Source organism: Staphylococcus casei, from assembly GCF_030294405.1.
Taxonomy (GTDB): Bacteria; Bacillota; Bacilli; order Staphylococcales; family Staphylococcaceae; genus Staphylococcus; species Staphylococcus succinus.
This window is the reverse complement of sequence record NZ_CP125718.1, coordinates 1,997,092-2,016,488: the sequence shown is the minus strand read 5'-3', so window position 1 is coordinate 2,016,488 and position 19,397 is coordinate 1,997,092. Positions and strand designations below refer to the sequence as shown.

Genomic DNA, 19,397 nt, shown 5'->3' with positions numbered 1-19,397 from the left:
GAGGTTGTTTTGTGCCATCACAAAAGCGGTTATTCGAATTAGATGCATTACGGGGATTGAGTTTATTTGGTATCGTGCTTATGAATATTTTAGTTTTTAGTATGCCATATGAGGAAGCATACTTACCGGATATAGTACACGGCATCAACGAAGGACTTTTACGAACGGTTACGCTTGTCGTTATCAGTTCATTTTATCCAATCTTTTCATTTTTATTTGGGTATGGATTAGCAATTATGTATGAAAACATCCAATATAGAGGCCTTCATTATTATCCGATTATATATCGAAGGTTAGCGTGCTTAATGGTTATCGGTTTAATACATGGATGTTTTATATTTTCAGGGGATATTTTATTTGGGTATGCATTTACAGGGATGGTCGCAGTGTTGTTAATTAAAAAGAAAACGAAAACATTGATTAAAACAGCGACAATATTATTTGTATTAAAAATTATCCTCATTGTCATACCATTTTCAGTATTCGCATGGAATACAGGAAGACATGATAGAAATAACTTTTCAGGTATGTCTTTGGGACAACTCATAGACGTTAAGCAAAATGGTAATTATTTTGATTTGTTAAAAATAAATGTCAATGAAACAGCGATGAGTGTCTTAGATGTTATGACAACATCGGCATACTTAGAGTTTTTACCATATATTCTGTGCGGTGTAATAGCGCAAAAATTAAATTTAATCACTGTTCTACGTAACAATACCTATCAAAAACGCGCGACTTTCTGGGGAGTGCTATGTATAGTGATGGGGTATATGTTGAAAGTGCCATTCGCGATAGATTATAGTAATCATGCCTTTCAATATATAAGTGCTATGATTGGAGGTCCGATTGTAGCAGCAGGCTATATTTTAATATTTTTACGTTTATGCCAAGTGTCAAAAGTTAGAAAAGTTGTCCACCTGTTTGAATATCCTGGAAAGTTAAGTTTAACAGTGTATTTATCACAAAGTATTATTTTTACTTTGATTTATATGGGGCTAGGTTTATATAACAAGCTAGAGCTTTATCAGTCCTATCTCATTGTACTTATTGTATATAGTTTACAAGTTTGCGTTAGTTATTATTATTTAAAAAAATTCAAACAAGGTCCGGTTGAATGGGCGTGGAGAAAAATAACGTATTTAAAGTAATTGTACGATATATGTAAAATAATTGAATTTTTAGAAAATACCATGTATTTGTTTGTTATTTGGTAGTAAATATAGTTATAATATGTATTAAGATATAGATGAGGAGCTGATATTGAATGAAATTCCTATCATTCAGACATGAAGGACAGACATCTTATGGTGTAAAAGTAAAGCGTGAAGAAGCAGCGTGGGATTTGAAAAAAGTCTTTGCTGATTTTGCTGAAGGAGAGTTTCATCCTAAAACATTATTACACGGCCTTCAACAGAATCAAGTCGTCGATTTCCAAGAACAAGTGCGTAAAGCAGTTGTTGCTGCAGAAGATAGTGGCAAAGGTGAGGATTATAAAGTACAATTTGCTGACGTTGAATTTTTACCTCCAGTTACACCAACAAATAATGTAATTGCTTTTGGACGTAATTATCAAGAACATGCAAGTGAATTAAATCATGAAGTTCAACGTTTATATGTATTTACAAAAGCGGCATCGTCATTAACTGGTGATAATAGCACGATCCCAAATCACCAAGATATTACTGATCAATTAGATTATGAAGGTGAATTAGGTATCGTCATTGGAAAATCTGGTGAAAAAATACCTAAGGGCTTGGCGTTAGATTATGTATATGGTTACACTATTATTAATGACATTACTGATCGTAAAGCGCAAAAGGCACAAGACCAAGCATTCTTATCTAAAAGTTTAACTGGTGGATGTCCAGTCGGTCCATATATTGTAACTAAAGATGAACTGCCTACACCTGAAGATGTTAATATTGTAACAAAAGTTAACAATGAAATTCGTCAAGATGGTAATACAGGTCAAATGATTCTTAAAATAGATGAATTAATAGAAGAAATATCTAAATATGTTGCGTTACATCCAGGTGATATTATTGCGACAGGTACCCCAGCAGGTGTCGGTGCAGGTATGAATCCACCTAAATTCTTACAACCTGGTGATGAAGTTAAAGTAACGATTGATAACATCGGGACTTTAACGAACTTTATTGCTGAAAAATAAATATACTTAAACGGACTAACATTTGAGATTGTTGGTCCGTTTTTGAGTGATTTAACTATGGAAATTAGGGATTTTGTATAAATGATTAATCGTAAGAAAATAGATTTTGAATTTCTTTTTGAAAAATAGCATAGTATTGAGTATGATAAAGATAGAAGCATATTATTTTTGCAATTCAAAGACTACAAAAATTTCATTTATATATGATTTATTGTAGTTAACAGTTGTATGAAGTGATAAAAAATATGTGTGGGGGTTATTTAATGTTACATATTCATATTACATCATGGGTGCTTGCAATTATTTTGTTCTTTGCTGCGTATTTTAACTTTTCAGTAAAACAAGGCGCAACACCTCACTTTAAACCAATTCATATGGTATTAAGACTTTTTATGGTATTAGTTTTAATTTCAGGATTTTGGTTATGGATTCAAGCTTTTTCTTCTGATAATGCTGGAGGGCATATGTTACTAACATTGAAAATGTTAGGTGGCGTAGCAGCTGTTGCACTTATGGAAGTTACCATTGCGAAAAGGAAGAAAAGTCAACCAAGCCATGGATTAATGTGGACAACGATTATCATCATTATTATTACGATGTGTTTGGGTATTATCTTGCCACAAGGACCCATTACAAAAATGTTTGGTTTATAAAGAAAAAGCAGTCATTCATTATGTGATTGCTTCAAGCTGTCGACAGAGTTTTTGATGTTGTTGACAGCTTTTTTGTGTATATTTTTTATAGAAATGATTCAATATGTGGTGCTAATAAACGCCATAGTTCATTACTTAATTCATCGATTGAGCATGGTTTAGATTTTTCAATCCACCAAACAATAACGCCTACTGTTGCTGAACCTAAAAACTGTGTCATTATTTCATTGTCTTTTTGCTTAATAGATTTCATGAATTTCTCTGAAAGTGTCTGTTTTAATATATTTAAATCTGATTTTTGTATCAATTTCTTCAGGAGATCATATTGCTTATCGATGGCGACAAGTATGTCCCGTATCCCCTCTTTACCGTCTTCTATTTGATACTTATAATGCTCACATTTCTCAATTGCCTCTGCCATAATAAAATCTATGGCGTGATTGAGAATGTCATATTTATCGATAAAGTTTAAATAAATCGTTCCTCTATTAATATTGGCAAATTCAGCTATATCTTTCATAGATATTTTAGTAATGTCTTTTTCCTGCATAAGTTGTATAAAGCTTTCGATAATGAGTTGGCGCGATTTTTCTTGTCTTTTATCCATAATTACTCCTTATTTCTCGACAATTTTTGGTATTTGTACATTAAACATCAAAATGTACATTTTGTTTATTGAGTTTAACGTTTTATAATGATAACTTCAAGTTAATGAACAATTGTTTATTAAAAAGAAAGGAGTATGCCAATGAATATACTTATTTATGGTGCTGGTGTGCAAGGCCAATTTTTAGCACATGCGCTAAATAAACCTGGGAATAATATAACGATATTAGCAAGAGGACAGACCTACAACAATTTAAACGATAGGGGAGTCGTATTAAACCACTATTTCCAGAAGCGAAATACAAAAGAACATTTTAGCTATATCAGTGAATTAAATGAGACTGATCATTATGATGTTATATTTGTAACAATGAAATATTCAGACGTCTATTCAGTTGCGCCTATAATAGCGAGAAATATTACCCAAAATATCATTTTTGTTGGGAATAACACCCATCCCCACAAGCTTCGTGAAACTGTTCTTAAGCAATCCAAGACATCTAAAAATGTATCTTTTGGTTTTTTGATGACTGGAGGAAATAGAAGTAACAGCACCACAACGGTTATCCGATTTAATGCTGGAGAACTAAAAGTCAGTCACCTTGAGGAACAAATACCATTTCAAAATAAGCTTTATAAAATATTCAAAGATTTACCTATAAAATTAACTTATGAACCCAATTTTGAAGATTGGCTAATGTCACATGCAGCGATGATTATACCTTTAAATACAGGCATAGCAGTAAAAAATCAGTATAAAGGAAAACAGCAACAACTGATTAACAACATCATAAAATCATATAATGAACTACACTTATTAATAGAACGAAGTAATTATAAAATTATTCCTAAAATACAAGCTATATTCTTTAAGAAATTTAAAATCATTGCATATCCAATGTTAAAATGTTTATTAAACATTAAAGTGATGAATCAAATTCAAGGATCTAATAGGGAAGTTACATCATTATATCAAGATGTTAAATTACTAAATGAACAAACAGCAGTAACAACACATCATTTAGATAAGATGGTTAAAAAAGTAGAAGAAGTAAATTGATTTAGAATCAATACTTTTATAGATAAATTAATAAAATCTTTTTCGAATTTTAAAACACAATTTGTAGATTGAAATATAATAGATGGAGAAACCATATTTATAGATGTGACTAAATTTAGAAGCAAATGTTAATCATGATACATTTGAATAGGAGCAGTATGGAACGATGTAGTATAAATATATGCTGCGTTGAGATAAGTATGTAAAACTGAAATTGCACTGGAACGTAAGAGGCGAACAATGAATTTACGAATTAAAATCGCTGATTTCTACTCAGTTTCATACTTAATAGAAATCAGCGATTGTTTTGTTGTCTTAGACATTATTTTTTATTTATTTCGAGCTTTATAACCAATCATGTTAATAATATCTTTGGGTCTACTATATGGTGGTGCATAGGCAACTTCAAATTCAGTGAGTTCATCAATCGTTAATCGATGCATCATTGCCATTGATAATACATCGATACGTTTATCGGCGCCTTTTTTTCCAACTGCTGCTGCACGTATAATACGGCGGTTGCTTTTATCGAAATAGACACGTAAATGCAAGGGAGCGTTACCCGGATAATATCCAGCGTGTTCACCTTGTTTTGTTTCAACGACTTCATAATCAAAATGCATTAATTCTTGTGGGCTGACACCAACACTTGCAAACGTATAGTCGAAAAATTTAACAATGTTTGCACCTAAATAGCCTTTGAATTTTATGGTATGATCCCCAGCAAGTTGTTCAGCGATAATGCTTGCGCCACGATGTGCACCCCATGCTAGTGGTACATGTGCTTCAAGGTCAACGTGCCGATAGTGTGCATTTATAATATCACCTAAAGCATATATATTTGGGATGTTTGTTTCGAAGCAATCATTGACAGGTATATAACCACGTGTGTCTAGTTTGATGTTAGACGTTTTGATGAAATCAGAATTCGGTTTTACACCGATACCTTCAATAATAAGATCAAAATGTTCAACTGCACCTGATTTAAAATGCACCTCATTTCCAATGACTTTCACAACTTCTTCGTTGAGTCTAAATGGAATTTGACGCTTTTGCATCTCTTCTATAATAGGCTGATTCATATCGGAATCCATCAATTTGTTGATATGAGTTGAGCGATGAATTAATGTTGGAGTAATGCCTCTTTCATATAAATTATCAAGTATCTCTAACCCAATATAGCCAGCACCAATAATAAGTGCATTACTGACTTTATGATGCTCAATAAATGATTCTATGGCATCCGTATCTTCCATATTTCTTAACGTAAATGTGATATCGCTATCCAAATTTAACGAGTTTGCACTACAACCCGGACTTAGAATTAAGGTATCATAAGTTTCTTCAAATGATTCTTTACTTTGTCTATCATATACAGTAATAGATTTACGAGTATCATTAATTGCCGTGACTTCATGATAAGGTTTGACTGTGATTTGTTTTTTGTCATGGAACATTTCAGGTGTAGCTTCTAGGATTTTATCTCGAGAATCAACAACATTACCAAGATAATAGGGGAGTGCACAATTTGCAAAACTCATATCTCTGTCTTTTTCGAAGACAATGATTTCACTTTCTTGATCTAATCTTCGTATCTGACTAGCGACGGTCGCTCCACCAGCAACAGCGCCAACGACTATGATTTTATTCATAATAAATGACCTCCTAGTAAGTGATTATCTGACTATATCCGAGATGTAATAGATGCTTCATAAGGCATACCAAGTTGGAAATAATTGTTAAGATAACGACCAATGCCGTCATCATTATTTGAATATGTAGTTTCATTAGCTACGTGTTTTAACTCATCTAATCCATTATCCATTGCGATACCGTATTTAGCATATTTAATCATTTCTAAGTCATTATCTTCATCTCCAAATGCAATAATTTGGTTATGATCAATGCCGAGGTGTGATTTAACATAATCAATGCCTCTAGCCTTGCTAATACCTTCTTTTACAATTTCAATAACTGGAAATGGTGATCCCCATCTGCGGTGCTCAATATTTTCAGCATAAAAGTGCGTGAGCATTTTTTTAACTCTAGGAATCATCACTTCTTCAGCTTCTACTAAAATGGAAGTCGGTGAAGCTGTTAATGAAGTCAATAAATCACCAGTTTCTATTTTAGGCGTTCCCATTGAAAAGCCATCGAATAATTTTTGGTCAAAGTTATTAAGAAAGACGTGATCTTTGATTTCTGCAATAATATTTGAGACACCATAATCATTTAATGACTGAATAATTTCTTTAGATAATTCTAAATCTAAAACATCATGCTTTGTTTTAAAGCTATTATCTTTAGGATGGTGAACATAGGCACCATTAAAGTTAACTACAGGCGTGTCCATATGAAGTTCATGGTAATAGATTTGACTCGCTCTATAAGGGCGTCCGGTTGCTATCATGAGCTTATGACCTTGTGATTGTAAAGTTTTTAATACTTGTTTGGTATAAGTAGGAATTACTTTTTCATCGTTTAAAAGTGTACCATCTAAATCTAAGCAAATTAAATAAGGTTTCATGCAAATCTCCTTAATGTTTAATAATTGATGTATCAATATCATAGCATTTTATTGGCGTTTTGTAAGATATTTGATATATTGTTAATATGATTAATAACGAAGAGGTGAGACAAATGGACGAAGGATTAAAAGATAGTATTTTAAATGCGCTTGAAATGGTTATAGACCCTGAGTTAGGAATTGATATTGTTAACTTAGGTTTAGTATATAATGTAGACGTTGATGATGAAGGTATTTGTAAAGTAGATATGACTTTAACTTCTATGGGTTGTCCAATGGGGCCACAAATTATGAACCAAGTTAAAATGGTCTTGGCAGAAATACCTGAGATTTCAGATACAGAAATAAATATCGTTTGGAGCCCGCCATGGGACAAAGATATGATGTCTCGCTATGCTAAAATTGCGTTAGGTATCGGTTAAACGATAAATAGAAATGATTAAGAGAACTAGCCACATGAGGACCGTATCAAAATGCGGAACTCATGAGGTTAGTTCTTTTTTAATTTTAAAACTCAAGAACTTCCTTTAATAAATAATATAAGTCCGAACCATTAAAAAAGTAAAAATTTGTATCGTACAAATCATTAAAATAATTGCATTTATATTACAAAAGTATTACAATCGGCTAGTAAAATGAAAGTAGATTTACGCTGTAGATAAAGCGTTATTTTAAAATTTTTGGATGGAAGTATGATAAAAATGAGTAATGATTCAAGTAAGCGTTGCGATAAAACACGTGATACACGCTATATGCCTGGCTTGGATGGATTAAGAGCAATTGCTGTTATAGGCATCATTATCTATCATTTAAATAGGCAGTGGCTTACGGGTGGCTTCTTAGGTGTAGATACATTTTTTGTTATTTCAGGCTATTTAATTACCAGCTTATTATTAAAAGAGTATGAAGAAACAGGCATCATTAATTTGAAAAACTTTTGGTTACGGCGTGTTAAGCGACTCATACCTGCAGTTATCGTCTTAGTTTGTATGGTGGTGTTAGCTACGCTCATTTTAAAACCAGATCAAATTGTAGGTATCAAACATGATGCATTCGCTGCAGTGCTTTACGCATCTAATTGGTGGTATATTGCTTCAGATGTAAATTATTTTGAACAGTTTGCGTTTATGCCACTTAAACACTTATGGTCATTAGCAATTGAAGAACAGTTCTACATATGCTTTCCAATTGTATTAATCACATTATTACTAACTGTTCGGAAATATCGTAATGTGACATTAATTTTTTGGATCATTTCATTAGTATCTTTGTTTGTAATGATTATGATTTCGCAACCGCATACGGGTCATTCACGTGTTTATTTTGGAACCGATACAAGACTGCAAACAATGCTCTTAGGTGTAATGTTTGCATTCTTATGGCCTCCATTTAAATTAAAGAAAAACCCAAATATTGCTATAAGACATGTCGTTGATACGGTTGGGGTATTAAGTATTATTTGTCTATTAAGCCTATTTATTTTGGTCGATGATAATAGTGATTGGATATATAATGGCGGATTTTATTTGATTTCAGCAATGACACTGTTTGTAATTAGTAGTGCAGTACATCCAACAGGATACTTTGCTCGGATACTTGGTAATCCAGTATTCGTATATATTGGCAAACGGTCATATAGTTTATATTTATGGCATTTTCCGGTGATAAGTTTTTTACATAGTTACTTTGTAGACGGGCAAATCCCTATTTATGTGTATATTATTGATGTGGGAGTAACCATCATTTTTGCAGAATTATCTTATCGCTATATCGAAACGCCGTTTAGAAAATATAGTTTCCGTGTTTTCACATTAAACCGTTTTAGAAAAATCCCATTCTTACGAACAGTGGCTTTAATCATTATTCTAATTCCATCATTGCTTATTTTTGCGGGGGCATTTGATCATTTAGGTAAAGATACTACAGCTAATAAGAAAATGTCTTATCATACTACAGGCAATCATAAGTTCAAAGAAAAGTCTAAAACTGTTTCTCTCAAAGAAAAATCAAAAGAAAAGCAAGCCAAAGTACATAAAAATAGTAAAGTATATTCAGACTTGAAACCTTTACTTATTGGGGATTCTGTAATGGTAGATATTGGAGAAGCTTTTACTAAACATGTGCCTAATGCCATTATTGATGGTCAAGTTGGACGTAATTTGTATGAAGCTACGCCACTCGTTGAACAAAATTATAAAAAATATGCTAATAAAAATGAGCAAGTAGTTCTAGAGCTAGGGACAAATGGTGATTTTTCAAAAGAGCAATTGAACGAACTGATAAGTAAATTTGGAGATGCCAAAATTTATTTAGTAAACACGCGCGTTCCGAGAAATTATGAAACGCATGTAAATAGTTTGATGGCTGATGCTGCTAAAAACCACTCAAATGTAACGTTAGTAGATTGGCATAAACGTTCAGAAGGCCATTCTGAATATTTCGCGCCGGATGGTATTCATTTAGAATATTCAGGCGTTCAAGCTTTAACTGACGAAATATTAAAACAGATGGTTCCTAAGAAAAGTAAATAATAAATTTTATTTATCGTGCCTAAACGAAATGAAAAATAATATGATAGAAAGCCCATTTCAACATAACGTTGGAGTGGGCTTTTATTCATTTTTTACAATAATTAAAATATCGGAAATATGTAATGAAATATAAGTGTAAATTGATGGTTTAAACACGTTAATAAAGGGGCAAAACATTGATGTATACTGCTTGAAATTTTAGTGTTTTATTTGAAAAAAATACAAGCTTTTGTGTTGATTATCTAAATAAAAAGGACTATAATAAACTTAAGGTCAAAGAAAGTCAAAGTCAAACTTGCTTTCCATTGATCAAACACTAAATGGTGAGGTGAATCATTTTGGATATTAATCAAATGACCTATGCAGTTCAAGGCGCTATACAAAAAGCTGTTGAATTAGCAAAAGAAAATGAAAATCAAAACATTGAAATTGAAGCTGTACTTATGGCAGCACTTGAAGAAAATGATAGTTTATTTAAAAGTGTTCTAGAACGTGCCAATATTGAAACAGAAGCACTGATAAATGCATATAAAGAAAAATTAAAACAATACCCATCTGTGCAAGGCGATAACGTACAGTACGGACAGTATATTAGTCAAAAAACGAATGAACTGTTTAATAAAGCTGAAAGTTATATGAAATCTTATGAAGATGAATATGTTTCTATGGAGCATATTATTCTTGCTGCAATGGACATAGACGAAACGACACAACAATTTGTCGCCAATAAAAAAGAAGTGATAACTGAGATTATAAAAAAAATAAGAGGGGGAAATCACGTGACATCACAAAATCCAGAAGCAAATTACGAAGCATTAGAAAAATATGGACGTGACTTAGTTGAAGAAGTACGTCAAGGCAATATGGATCCGGTTATAGGACGAGACGAAGAAATACGTAATGCTATTAGAATTTTAAGTAGAAAAACGAAAAACAATCCTGTACTTATAGGTGAACCTGGTGTAGGTAAGACTGCTATCGTTGAAGGATTAGCGCAACGTATTGTACGTAAAGACGTACCAGACGCTCTATTAGATAAGACGATTTTTGAATTAGATTTAAGTGCTTTAGTTGCCGGAGCAAAATACCGTGGTGAATTTGAAGAACGCTTAAAAGCAGTGCTTAAAGAAGTTAAAGATTCAGAAGGTAGAATTCTTCTATTTATTGATGAGATTCACATGCTTGTAGGTGCAGGTAAAACAGAAGGTGCCATGGATGCAGGTAACATGTTGAAACCAATGCTTGCACGCGGTGAATTGCATTGTATTGGTGCTACAACATTAAATGAATATAGAGAATATATTGAAAAGGATTCAGCGTTAGAACGTCGTTTCCAAAAAGTAAACGTTGCTGAGCCAGATGTAGAAAATACAATTTCTATATTACGTGGATTAAAAGAACGTTATGAAGTTTATCATGGTGTACGTATTCAAGACAGAGCTATAGTAGCAGCCGCAGAATTATCAGATCGTTATATTACTGATCGCTTCTTACCAGATAAAGCAATCGATTTAGTCGATCAAGCTTGCGCAACGATACGTACAGAAATGGGATCTAACCCAACAGAACTAGACCAAGTTAATAGACGTGTCATGCAATTAGAAATTGAAGAATCTGCATTGAAAAATGAATCTGATAACGCAAGTAAACAACGATTGCAAGAACTACAAGAAGAATTATCTAATGAAAAAGAAAAACAAAATGCAATACAATCACGCGTAGAAGAAGAAAAAGGAAAAATTGCTAAATTACAAGAAAAACGTTCAGAATTAGATGAAAGTAGAAAAGCTTTAGAAGAAGCTGAAACGAATTATAATTTAGAAAGAGCAGCTGAGTTACAACATGGTAAAATTCCAGCATTGGAGAAAGAATTACGTGAATTGGAAGAAGCATTCCAAGATGAGCAAAGTGGAGACACTGACCGTATTATTCGAGAAATTGTAACTGATGAAGAAATTGGAGATATCGTAAGCTCATGGACAGGTATTCCAGTATCCAAATTAGTTGAAACGGAAAGAGAAAAACTATTAAATCTGGCAGATATTTTACACAAACGTGTTGTTGGCCAAGATAAGGCTGTTGATTTAGTCTCAGATGCGGTTGTAAGAGCGCGTGCAGGGATTAAAGATCCTAACAGACCAATTGGTAGCTTCTTATTCTTAGGACCTACAGGTGTCGGTAAGACAGAATTGGCTAAATCCTTAGCATCTACGTTATTTGATTCAGAAAAACACATGATTCGTATTGATATGAGTGAGTACATGGAAAAACACTCTGTCTCTCGTTTAATTGGCGCACCTCCAGGTTATGTAGGTCATGATGAAGGTGGACAATTAACAGAAGCAGTTCGTCGTAACCCATATTCAGTTATATTGTTAGATGAAATTGAAAAAGCACATTCAGATGTATTTAACGTACTCTTACAAATACTTGAAGAAGGTCGTCTCACAGATTCTAAAGGACGAGAAGTCGATTTTAAAAATACAATTATTATTATGACTAGTAATATTGGTTCACAAATTTTATTAGAAAATGTTAAAGATACAGGTGTTATCACAGAATCTACTGAAAAATCTGTAATGACAAGTTTGAATCAATATTTCAAACCAGAAATTATTAACCGTATGGACGATATTGTGCTCTTTAAACCATTAACAATCAACGATATGAGTTTAATCGTTGATAAAATATTGACACAATTAAATATTAGACTTATGGAACAGCGTATTTCTATAGAAGTTTCTGATGAGGCAAAAGCATGGCTAGGAAAAGAAGCATACGAACCTCAATTTGGTGCACGTCCTTTAAAACGTTTTGTACAGAGACAAATTGAAACACCATTAGCGCGTAAAATGATTAGAGAGAATTTACCAGAAGGTACATCCATTCATATAGATTTATCAGATGACGGCTTGACGTTTAAAGATATCAAACCCGAAACGTTATAAAGATAATTAATATATATAAATTACAAAGTAGAACAGCCCCCGTATCAGTAGTCATACTTTTTACGGGGGCTGTTTTATAATAATGTGTTAAATAAAAAACTGCCACAAAGTAATGAAACTTTGTCGACAGTTTAAAATATGTCTAATGTTGTTTAGAATCATTGGACGTTGGCTTAATAACCATATCAAATAACACTACAATAATTGTAAATATAACTGCTACAACAAGAGGTGTGATTAGGTTAAGTGGCCCGCCACCCTCTAAACTATTTAATACAAAATTAATCATTTCTAATAAGACAATAGACCAAAATAGAACTATGAGGTATTTCATTATGTAATGCCTCCAATATAATAAATATATCTCTATTATAAATAAGAAAACGCTATTTGTATAGTAAGAAAAGTATTAAAGCATATTTTTGCGTTATAGCTAAATATGCTTTAAATTATAATAAAATATGCAATTATACACACATATTAGAGGTAGTTCTTGTATTTGAAATGTGTATTATGTTAAATTAATACCTGGTAATAAAAATTAAATTAAGAAGGTGTTCGACCATGGACGTGGGTATTAAAGGTTTTGGTGCATATGCACCTGAAAATATAGTAGACAATGCCTATTTTGAAACATTTTTAGAAACAACAGATGAATGGATTTCTCAAATGACTGGTATTAAAGAAAGAAGATGGGCTAGTGAAGAGCAAGAAACATCTGATTTAGCATATGAAGCAAGCATAAGAGCAATAGCAGATGCTGGAATTGAAGCCTCTGATATTGATATGATATTAGTTGCGACTTCTACAGGTGATTTTCCTTTTCCAACAGTAGCTAATATCCTTCAAGATAGATTAGGCGTTGGTAAAGTTGCATCTTTAGATCAACTCGCTGCGTGTAGTGGTTTTATGTATTCGATGATTAATGCTAAACAATTTGTACAATCTGGTGATTATAAGAATGTACTTGTTGTAGGTGTAGATAAATTATCTAAAATTACTGATTTTACCGATCGTTCCACTGCAATTTTATTCGGTGATGGTGCAGGCGCTGCTGTTATCGGAGAAGTATCAGAAGGACGTGGTATTCTGAGCTATGAATTAGGTTCTGATGGCTCAGGTGGTAAACATTTATATTTAAATCCAGAAAATGGCAAAATATTTATGAACGGTCGTGAAGTATTTAAATTTGCAGTTAGGATTATGGGCGAAGCATCGAATAATGCAGTAGCTAAAGCAAATTTAAAACCAGAAGATGTTGATATGTTTGTGCCTCATCAAGCAAATATTAGAATTATGGAATCGGCGAGAGAACGCTTAGGTATACCGAGAGAAAAGATGAGTGTTTCAGTTGATAAATATGGTAATACCTCTGCTGCTTCAATTCCATTAAGTATTGCGCAAGAACTGGAAAATGGCAAAATTAAAGACGATGACGTTTTAGTGTTAGTAGGTTTTGGCGGCGGTCTGACTTGGGGCGCTGTTACATTGAGATGGGGAAAATAGGAGGATAAACTATGAGCAAAGAACAACGTGTTGTAATAACAGGCGTCGGCGCATTATCACCTCTAGGTAACGATGCAAAGACGACGTGGGATAATGCATTAAAGGGCGTAAATGGTATTGATGAAATTACTCGTTTAGATGTATCAGATTTCAATATTAATTTGGCTGGAGAGTTAAAAGATTTTAATATTGAAGATCATATCGAGAAAAAAGAAGCACGTCGTATGGATAGATTTACACAATACGCAGTTGTTGCGGCTAGAGAAGCAGTGAGTGATGCTAAATTAGATATTAATGAAAACACTGCAAATAGAATTGGCGTATGGATTGGTTCTGGAATTGGCGGTATGGAAACTTTTGAAATTGCACATTCACAATTATTAGAACGTGGACCTAGACGTGTAAGTCCATTTTTCGTACCAATGTTAATTCCAGATATGGCTACGGGACAAGTATCTATCGATTTAGGTGCGAAAGGCCCTAATGGATCTACAGTCACTGCTTGTGCTACTGGTACAAATTCTATAGGTGAAGCTTTTAAAATCATTCAACGTGGTGATGCAGATGCCATGATTACTGGTGGTACGGAAGCACCAATTACTCAAATGGCAATTGCAGGATTCAGTGCAAGTCGTGCATTATCTACAAATGATGACAAAGAAACTGCTTGTCGACCATTCCAAGAAGGCCGTGATGGCTTTGTTATGGGTGAAGGCGCAGGTATTGTTATACTTGAATCCCTTGAATCAGCGAAAGCAAGAGGCGCAGAAATTTATGCGGAAATCGTTGGTTACGGTACAACAGGAGATGCTTATCACATTACTGCACCTGCACCTCAAGGAGAAGGTGGCTCACGTGCTATGCAAGCTGCTTTAGATGATGCAAACATTGAGGCTAAAGAAATACAATACCTTAATGCTCACGGTACAAGTACACCAGTTGGAGACTTAACAGAAGTGCAAGCAATCAAAAATACATTTGGCGAAGCTGCTAAAACATTGAAAGTAAGTTCAACTAAATCAATGACAGGTCATTTACTTGGAGCGACAGGGGGCATTGAGGCGATATTCTCTGCACTTTCAATTAGAGATAGTCGTATTGCACCAACGATTCACGCTGTCACACCAGACCCTGAATGTGATATCGATATTGTGCCTAATAAAGCAGAAGATTTAGATATTACTTATGCAATGAGTAATAGTTTAGGTTTTGGTGGACACAATGCGGTAATTATATTGAAAAAATTTGCTGATTAAAAAATAATATTTAATCACTAATATAATAAATAAAAAGTGGATGTAATCAGTTGTTAGATGATTATATCCACTTTTTGTATACCAATTTTTATAAATTTAGGTCTATTTAAAAATTATTTTTTAGCAATTAGTTAATGTGAAAATAAACTTTTCATAATATCTACTTCATGTATAATTGAGCGTAAAGTTGTGAAGGAGGGATTATGTTGAAAAAGTTTTTTACATTATCCGCCACTTTGAAGTCAAGACTAATTGCAGATTTTATTTTGATTATTGCAAGCCAAGCTGTGCTCCCTTTTATGGCGCTCTATTTAACAAGTAAAATTAATGCTATATTTGCAGGTGTGTTTTTAATAATTAATATTATCGTTAACTTTGGCATGTCTTTTTTAGGCGGTTATTTAGGAGACAATTATAATAGGAAAACAGTAGTGAATTATGTTCATTTTTTATATGCTATTTGTCTTATTGTTTTAAGTATTACAGTAACGATGGATGGTATTGGTTTAATTATTTTTTGTGCAAGCATTTTTATTTTTCAAATGCTCTTTGCAGTAAGTTCACCTATATTTGAAGCTGCTATCATGGATGCAATTTATGACGACGTACGTGAGTACGTATACCGATTAAATTATTGGATGTTTAATGTTGGTACAGCAATAGCGATGGTACTTGGAGCTGTGCTTTATTTAGGTCATAAGCGCATGCTTTTTATATTGTTTTTCTGTGCAATGTTGATTAGTTGGTACTTATTTAAGAAGTATTATGATGTACAACAATTTTATAGTGAAAAAAATGAACTAACCTCACGTTTTAAACATTTTATAAATAGTTATCAAGTTGTTATTCAAGATAAATATTATATGCTATTTAATTTAGGCTATATGATGGTTATCATGGCTGAACTAAGTTTGAATTCATATGTAGTAGTGAGGTTGAAATCTAATTTTGAATCATTACATTTCTTAGGATTTTATATTGATGGTGTACGCATGTTTTCTGTGATTATGATTATCAATACGATAGTTGTTGCGACGCTTACCTTTGCAGTCAACCAACTCATATCTTATACTTCTAAAAAAGTATTCTTTTTGTATGGAGTTGTGTTGTATACAGGAGGTTATATCATTTTAACTTCAGCAAATTCCTTTTGGGTGTTGTGTTGTTTTGCTATCGTTGCTACATTGGGCGAACTGATATATTCTCCGATTCAAAATGAGCAACGCTTTAGAATGATTCCGAAAAATCAACGTAGTACCTATGCGACTTTTAATATGATTTCATTTTATGGTGCTAATGTATTATCACGATTGGGATTGATTATGGGTGTGGTGCTGTTACCATGGATGATGTCGGTATATGTAGGCGTTATCGTATTACTTGGATTTGTGCTACTATATTATGCTTTGTTTTATAATCCGCATTTAGATACAAAATAAAAGACTGTATGAAATATTGTTAAATAGATGACAATATTTCATACAGTCTTTTTTAATTTAAGTAACATTTAGAGCATAAAAGAAATCGAAATAGAGCATAATAAATATATAATATTACAAACAAATCCAGTGATGACCCAGGGGGTAATAGAATAATGCTCTTTTTTCACTTGTCCTGGTTTAAAAAACGCGTCTTTTTCTAAAGCATCTCTATGTTTTTGACTAGAGAGTTGATATTTTAATCTTCTAAAACCATAACTTGTAGGATCTAATACACCTTCTTGAACGATGATAATAATGAAAAATATAATCGTTAAGATGATAGATATGTAAAACAGTAAATTCATAAAATGAACTAAAGTATGGACGGTAAAGAGCCAAAAAGCTAAAGATAACAGAGGTGTGAAAAGTCCCCATATGAGTATATTGTGATTGCTTCTCATTTTTATGCCTCCTCTTTTCAATAAATTTATTGTAACTTAATATAACTAAAAAAAGAATAATAATATCTATAAATTCTTTTGTATCAATGTTTTTGTTAGTTAATAAATTATTTTGTTAAAATATTCTTTATTAATGTAAAGCAAAACAATATTGCTTAATAGATGAACTGAATATATAATTGTTATTAAATATTTCTGAATATTTCGAAAGGGAATGTTTATTTTGAAAATAAAGGGGGATAAATTATGCTTAAATATGTTTTGAAACGTTTAGGGTATATGATTTTATCATTATTCATTATCGTAACGATTACATTTTTCTTAATGAAATTAATGCCAGGATCACCATTTAATGATGAAAAGTTAAGTGAAGATCAAAAGCAAATTTTAAATGAAAAATATGGATTGAATGATCCTGTACCAGTACAATATGCAAGCTATTTGAAAAATGTAGCGACAGGTGACTTCGGTAATTCATTCCAGTACGATAATCAACCCGTGTGGGAATTAATACAGCCACGATTATTACCATCACTTGAAATGGGACTTATAGCAATGGTAATTGGGGTTATATTAGGATTAATTTTGGGGATTATAGCAGCGGTACGGCAAAACAGTTGGGTTGATTACACAGCCACAGTGATTTCAGTTATAGCAGTGTCTGTACCTTCATTTGTACTAGCGGTACTTTTACAATATGTATTTTCTGTAAGATTACATTGGTTTCCTGTCGCCGGATGGGAAGGTATATCAACAGCAGTTTTACCTTCATTAGCACTTTCAGCAGCAGTGCTAGCAACTGTGACTAGATACATAAGAGCAGAAATGATAGAGGTATTAAGTTCAGATTATATTTTATTAGCGCGTGCAAAAGGTAATTCTACGATGAGAGTGTTATTTGGACATGCATTGAGAAATGCTTTGATTCCAGTAATTACGATTATTGTACCGATGTTAGCTAGTATTTTAACTGGTACTTTGACAATTGAAAATATTTTCGGTGTGCCTGGTTTAGGGGACCAATTTGTTAGATCTATTACTACAAATGATTTTCCTGTGATTATGGCAACAACAATTTTATTCAGTACACTATTTATTGTTTCTATCTTCGTTGTAGATATTCTTTATGGTGTTATTGATCCACGTATTCGTGTACAAGGAGGTAAAAAATAATGGCTGATAAAAGAAATGAAAAATTAACAGATGACCATTCAAATGCAGTGATGTCACATACCTCTGAAGCAATTCCGGCAACTGATTTTATTAGAAGTAACAATGACATTTCAAAAGAACCAGAAATGCAAAGAGAAAGTAAAAACTTTTGGCAAGATGCATGGGCCCAATTGAAGCGTAACAAGTTAGCAGTCGTTGGTATGATTGGACTTATTATTATTGTATTACTTGCATTGATAGGGCCACTGGTAAGTGCACATGATTATGCTGATCAAGATGTTGACAGACGTAACTTGCCAGCAAAAATTCCAGTGTTAGATCAGATACCATTCTTACCCTTTGACGGTGAAGGCGCAAAAGGCGTTGATGCTTATAAGGAAGCAGGTGTTAAAGAGCATTTCTGGTTTGGGACTGACCAATTAGGTAGAGATTTATGGTCAAGAACATGGCAAGGCGCTCAAGTTTCTTTGTTTATTGGTGTTGTAGCTGCTTTATTAGATATATTTATTGGTGTTGTCTATGGTGCCATATCCGGGTTCTTTGGGGGACGGATAGATAACGTCATGCAACGTATCATTGAAGTCGTAGCATCTATTCCAACGCTTATCGTCGTTATATTGTTCGTGCTGATATTTGAACCCTCTATTTGGACAATTATATTAGCGATGGCTATTACAGGATGGATAGGTATGAGTCGTGTTGTGCGTGGAGAATTTTTAAAATTAAAATCACAAGAATTTGTGTTGGCATCTAAAACATTAGGTGCTTCAAAATTAAAATTGATTTTCAAACATATTTTACCTAATACATTAGGGGCAGTAGTAGTAACATCTATGTTCACGGTACCCAATGCGATATTCTTCGAAGCATTCTTGAGCTTTATCGGTATTGGTGTACCTGCGCCTAAAACATCATTAGGTTCACTTGTTAATGATGGTAGAGCGATGTTATTAATACATCCACATGAGTTGTTTATACCAGCAATTATATTAAGTTTATTAATCTTATTTTTCTACTTGTTTAGTGATGGATTACGAGATGCATTTGACCCTAAAATGCGTAGATAATAAAGGAGGCAACAG

Annotated in this window: 17 protein-coding genes; 12 read left to right on the top strand and 5 right to left on the bottom strand. The window is 33.0% G+C overall.

The window, feature by feature from the left end:
* The first annotated feature begins 11 nt into the window (after positions 1-11).
* The 3 genes from QMO72_RS09715 (at position 12) to QMO72_RS09705 (ending at position 2,826) form a co-directional block, all read left to right on the top strand.
* Positions 12-1,151: a DUF418 domain-containing protein gene (locus QMO72_RS09715; RefSeq protein WP_103266502.1), complete on the top strand. Its 1,140-nt coding sequence runs from the start codon at positions 12-14 to the stop codon at positions 1,149-1,151.
* A 116-nt stretch (positions 1,152-1,267) separates the two neighbouring features.
* On the top strand, positions 1,268-2,173 hold the full coding sequence (locus QMO72_RS09710; RefSeq protein WP_103266503.1) for a fumarylacetoacetate hydrolase family protein: 906 nt from the start codon (positions 1,268-1,270) through the stop codon (positions 2,171-2,173).
* Positions 2,174-2,436: 263 nt separating this feature from the next.
* The gene (locus QMO72_RS09705) at positions 2,437-2,826 is read left to right on the top strand and encodes a YisL family protein (RefSeq protein WP_103266504.1); all 390 of its coding nucleotides are present in this window, start codon (positions 2,437-2,439) and stop codon (positions 2,824-2,826) included.
* Between the two features lie 85 nt (positions 2,827-2,911).
* Here the strand turns inward: QMO72_RS09705 and QMO72_RS09700 are convergent, their stop codons facing one another.
* Positions 2,912-3,433 (bottom strand): TetR/AcrR family transcriptional regulator, encoded by a 522-nt coding sequence (locus tag QMO72_RS09700; protein WP_103266505.1) that lies wholly within the window; start codon positions 3,431-3,433, stop codon positions 2,912-2,914.
* A gap of 141 nt (positions 3,434-3,574) precedes the next feature.
* On the opposite strand from QMO72_RS09700, the gene QMO72_RS09695 reads away from it, so the two are divergent.
* Entirely contained in the window at positions 3,575-4,492 is a 918-nt protein-coding gene (locus QMO72_RS09695; protein WP_103266506.1) for a ketopantoate reductase family protein, read from the top strand.
* A gap of 329 nt (positions 4,493-4,821) precedes the next feature.
* Here the strand turns inward: QMO72_RS09695 and QMO72_RS09690 are convergent, their stop codons facing one another.
* Together QMO72_RS09690 and QMO72_RS09685 are read right to left on the bottom strand one after the other, a co-directional pair.
* Complete coding sequence (locus QMO72_RS09690; protein ID WP_103266508.1) at positions 4,822-6,144, bottom strand: CoA-disulfide reductase; 1,323 nt, start codon at positions 6,142-6,144, stop codon at positions 4,822-4,824.
* Positions 6,145-6,176: 32 nt separating this feature from the next.
* Positions 6,177-7,019: a Cof-type HAD-IIB family hydrolase gene (locus QMO72_RS09685; RefSeq protein ID WP_103266509.1), complete on the bottom strand. Its 843-nt coding sequence runs from the start codon at positions 7,017-7,019 to the stop codon at positions 6,177-6,179.
* Between the two features lie 113 nt (positions 7,020-7,132).
* On the opposite strand from QMO72_RS09685, the gene QMO72_RS09680 reads away from it, so the two are divergent.
* From QMO72_RS09680 to clpB, 3 genes are all read left to right on the top strand, one after another.
* Entirely contained in the window at positions 7,133-7,441 is a 309-nt protein-coding gene (locus QMO72_RS09680; protein ID WP_046837351.1) for a metal-sulfur cluster assembly factor, read from the top strand.
* Positions 7,442-7,720: 279 nt separating this feature from the next.
* Positions 7,721-9,550, top strand: coding sequence for an acyltransferase family protein (locus QMO72_RS09675; protein ID WP_286093274.1), 1,830 nt, complete (start codon positions 7,721-7,723; stop codon positions 9,548-9,550).
* A 338-nt stretch (positions 9,551-9,888) separates the two neighbouring features.
* The gene (gene clpB, locus QMO72_RS09670; protein WP_103266510.1) at positions 9,889-12,498 is read left to right on the top strand and encodes an ATP-dependent chaperone ClpB; all 2,610 of its coding nucleotides are present in this window, start codon (positions 9,889-9,891) and stop codon (positions 12,496-12,498) included.
* Between the two features lie 142 nt (positions 12,499-12,640).
* On the opposite strand, the gene QMO72_RS09665 is transcribed toward clpB, so the two are convergent.
* Positions 12,641-12,832 (bottom strand): YjzD family protein, encoded by a 192-nt coding sequence (locus tag QMO72_RS09665; RefSeq protein WP_103266511.1) that lies wholly within the window; start codon positions 12,830-12,832, stop codon positions 12,641-12,643.
* 230 nt (positions 12,833-13,062) lie between these two features.
* Between QMO72_RS09665 and QMO72_RS09660 the strand changes: the two genes are divergently transcribed.
* From QMO72_RS09660 to QMO72_RS09650, 3 genes are all read left to right on the top strand, one after another.
* Positions 13,063-14,004, top strand: a complete 942-nt coding sequence (locus QMO72_RS09660; protein WP_069823360.1) for a beta-ketoacyl-ACP synthase III — start codon at positions 13,063-13,065, stop codon at positions 14,002-14,004.
* Between the two features lie 11 nt (positions 14,005-14,015).
* Positions 14,016-15,260 (top strand): beta-ketoacyl-ACP synthase II, encoded by a 1,245-nt coding sequence (fabF, locus tag QMO72_RS09655; RefSeq protein ID WP_069823361.1) that lies wholly within the window; start codon positions 14,016-14,018, stop codon positions 15,258-15,260.
* 203 nt (positions 15,261-15,463) lie between these two features.
* On the top strand, positions 15,464-16,699 hold the full coding sequence (locus tag QMO72_RS09650) for an MFS transporter (protein ID WP_286093175.1): 1,236 nt from the start codon (positions 15,464-15,466) through the stop codon (positions 16,697-16,699).
* Positions 16,700-16,767: 68 nt separating this feature from the next.
* Here the strand turns inward: QMO72_RS09650 and QMO72_RS09645 are convergent, their stop codons facing one another.
* A complete protein-coding gene (locus tag QMO72_RS09645; RefSeq protein ID WP_103266512.1) occupies positions 16,768-17,142 on the bottom strand; it encodes a DUF3899 domain-containing protein in 375 nt (124 codons plus the stop codon).
* Positions 17,143-17,388: 246 nt separating this feature from the next.
* Here QMO72_RS09645 and opp3b point away from each other — a divergent pair, with 246 nt between their 5' ends.
* Complete coding sequence (opp3b, locus tag QMO72_RS09640; RefSeq protein WP_069823363.1) at positions 17,389-18,315, top strand: oligopeptide ABC transporter permease; 927 nt, start codon at positions 17,389-17,391, stop codon at positions 18,313-18,315.
* Positions 18,315-19,382 (top strand): oligopeptide ABC transporter permease, encoded by a 1,068-nt coding sequence (opp3C, locus tag QMO72_RS09635; RefSeq protein WP_103266118.1) that lies wholly within the window; start codon positions 18,315-18,317, stop codon positions 19,380-19,382. Before opp3b ends, opp3C begins: the two co-directional genes overlap by 1 nt.
* The last annotated feature ends 15 nt before the right edge of the window (positions 19,383-19,397 follow it).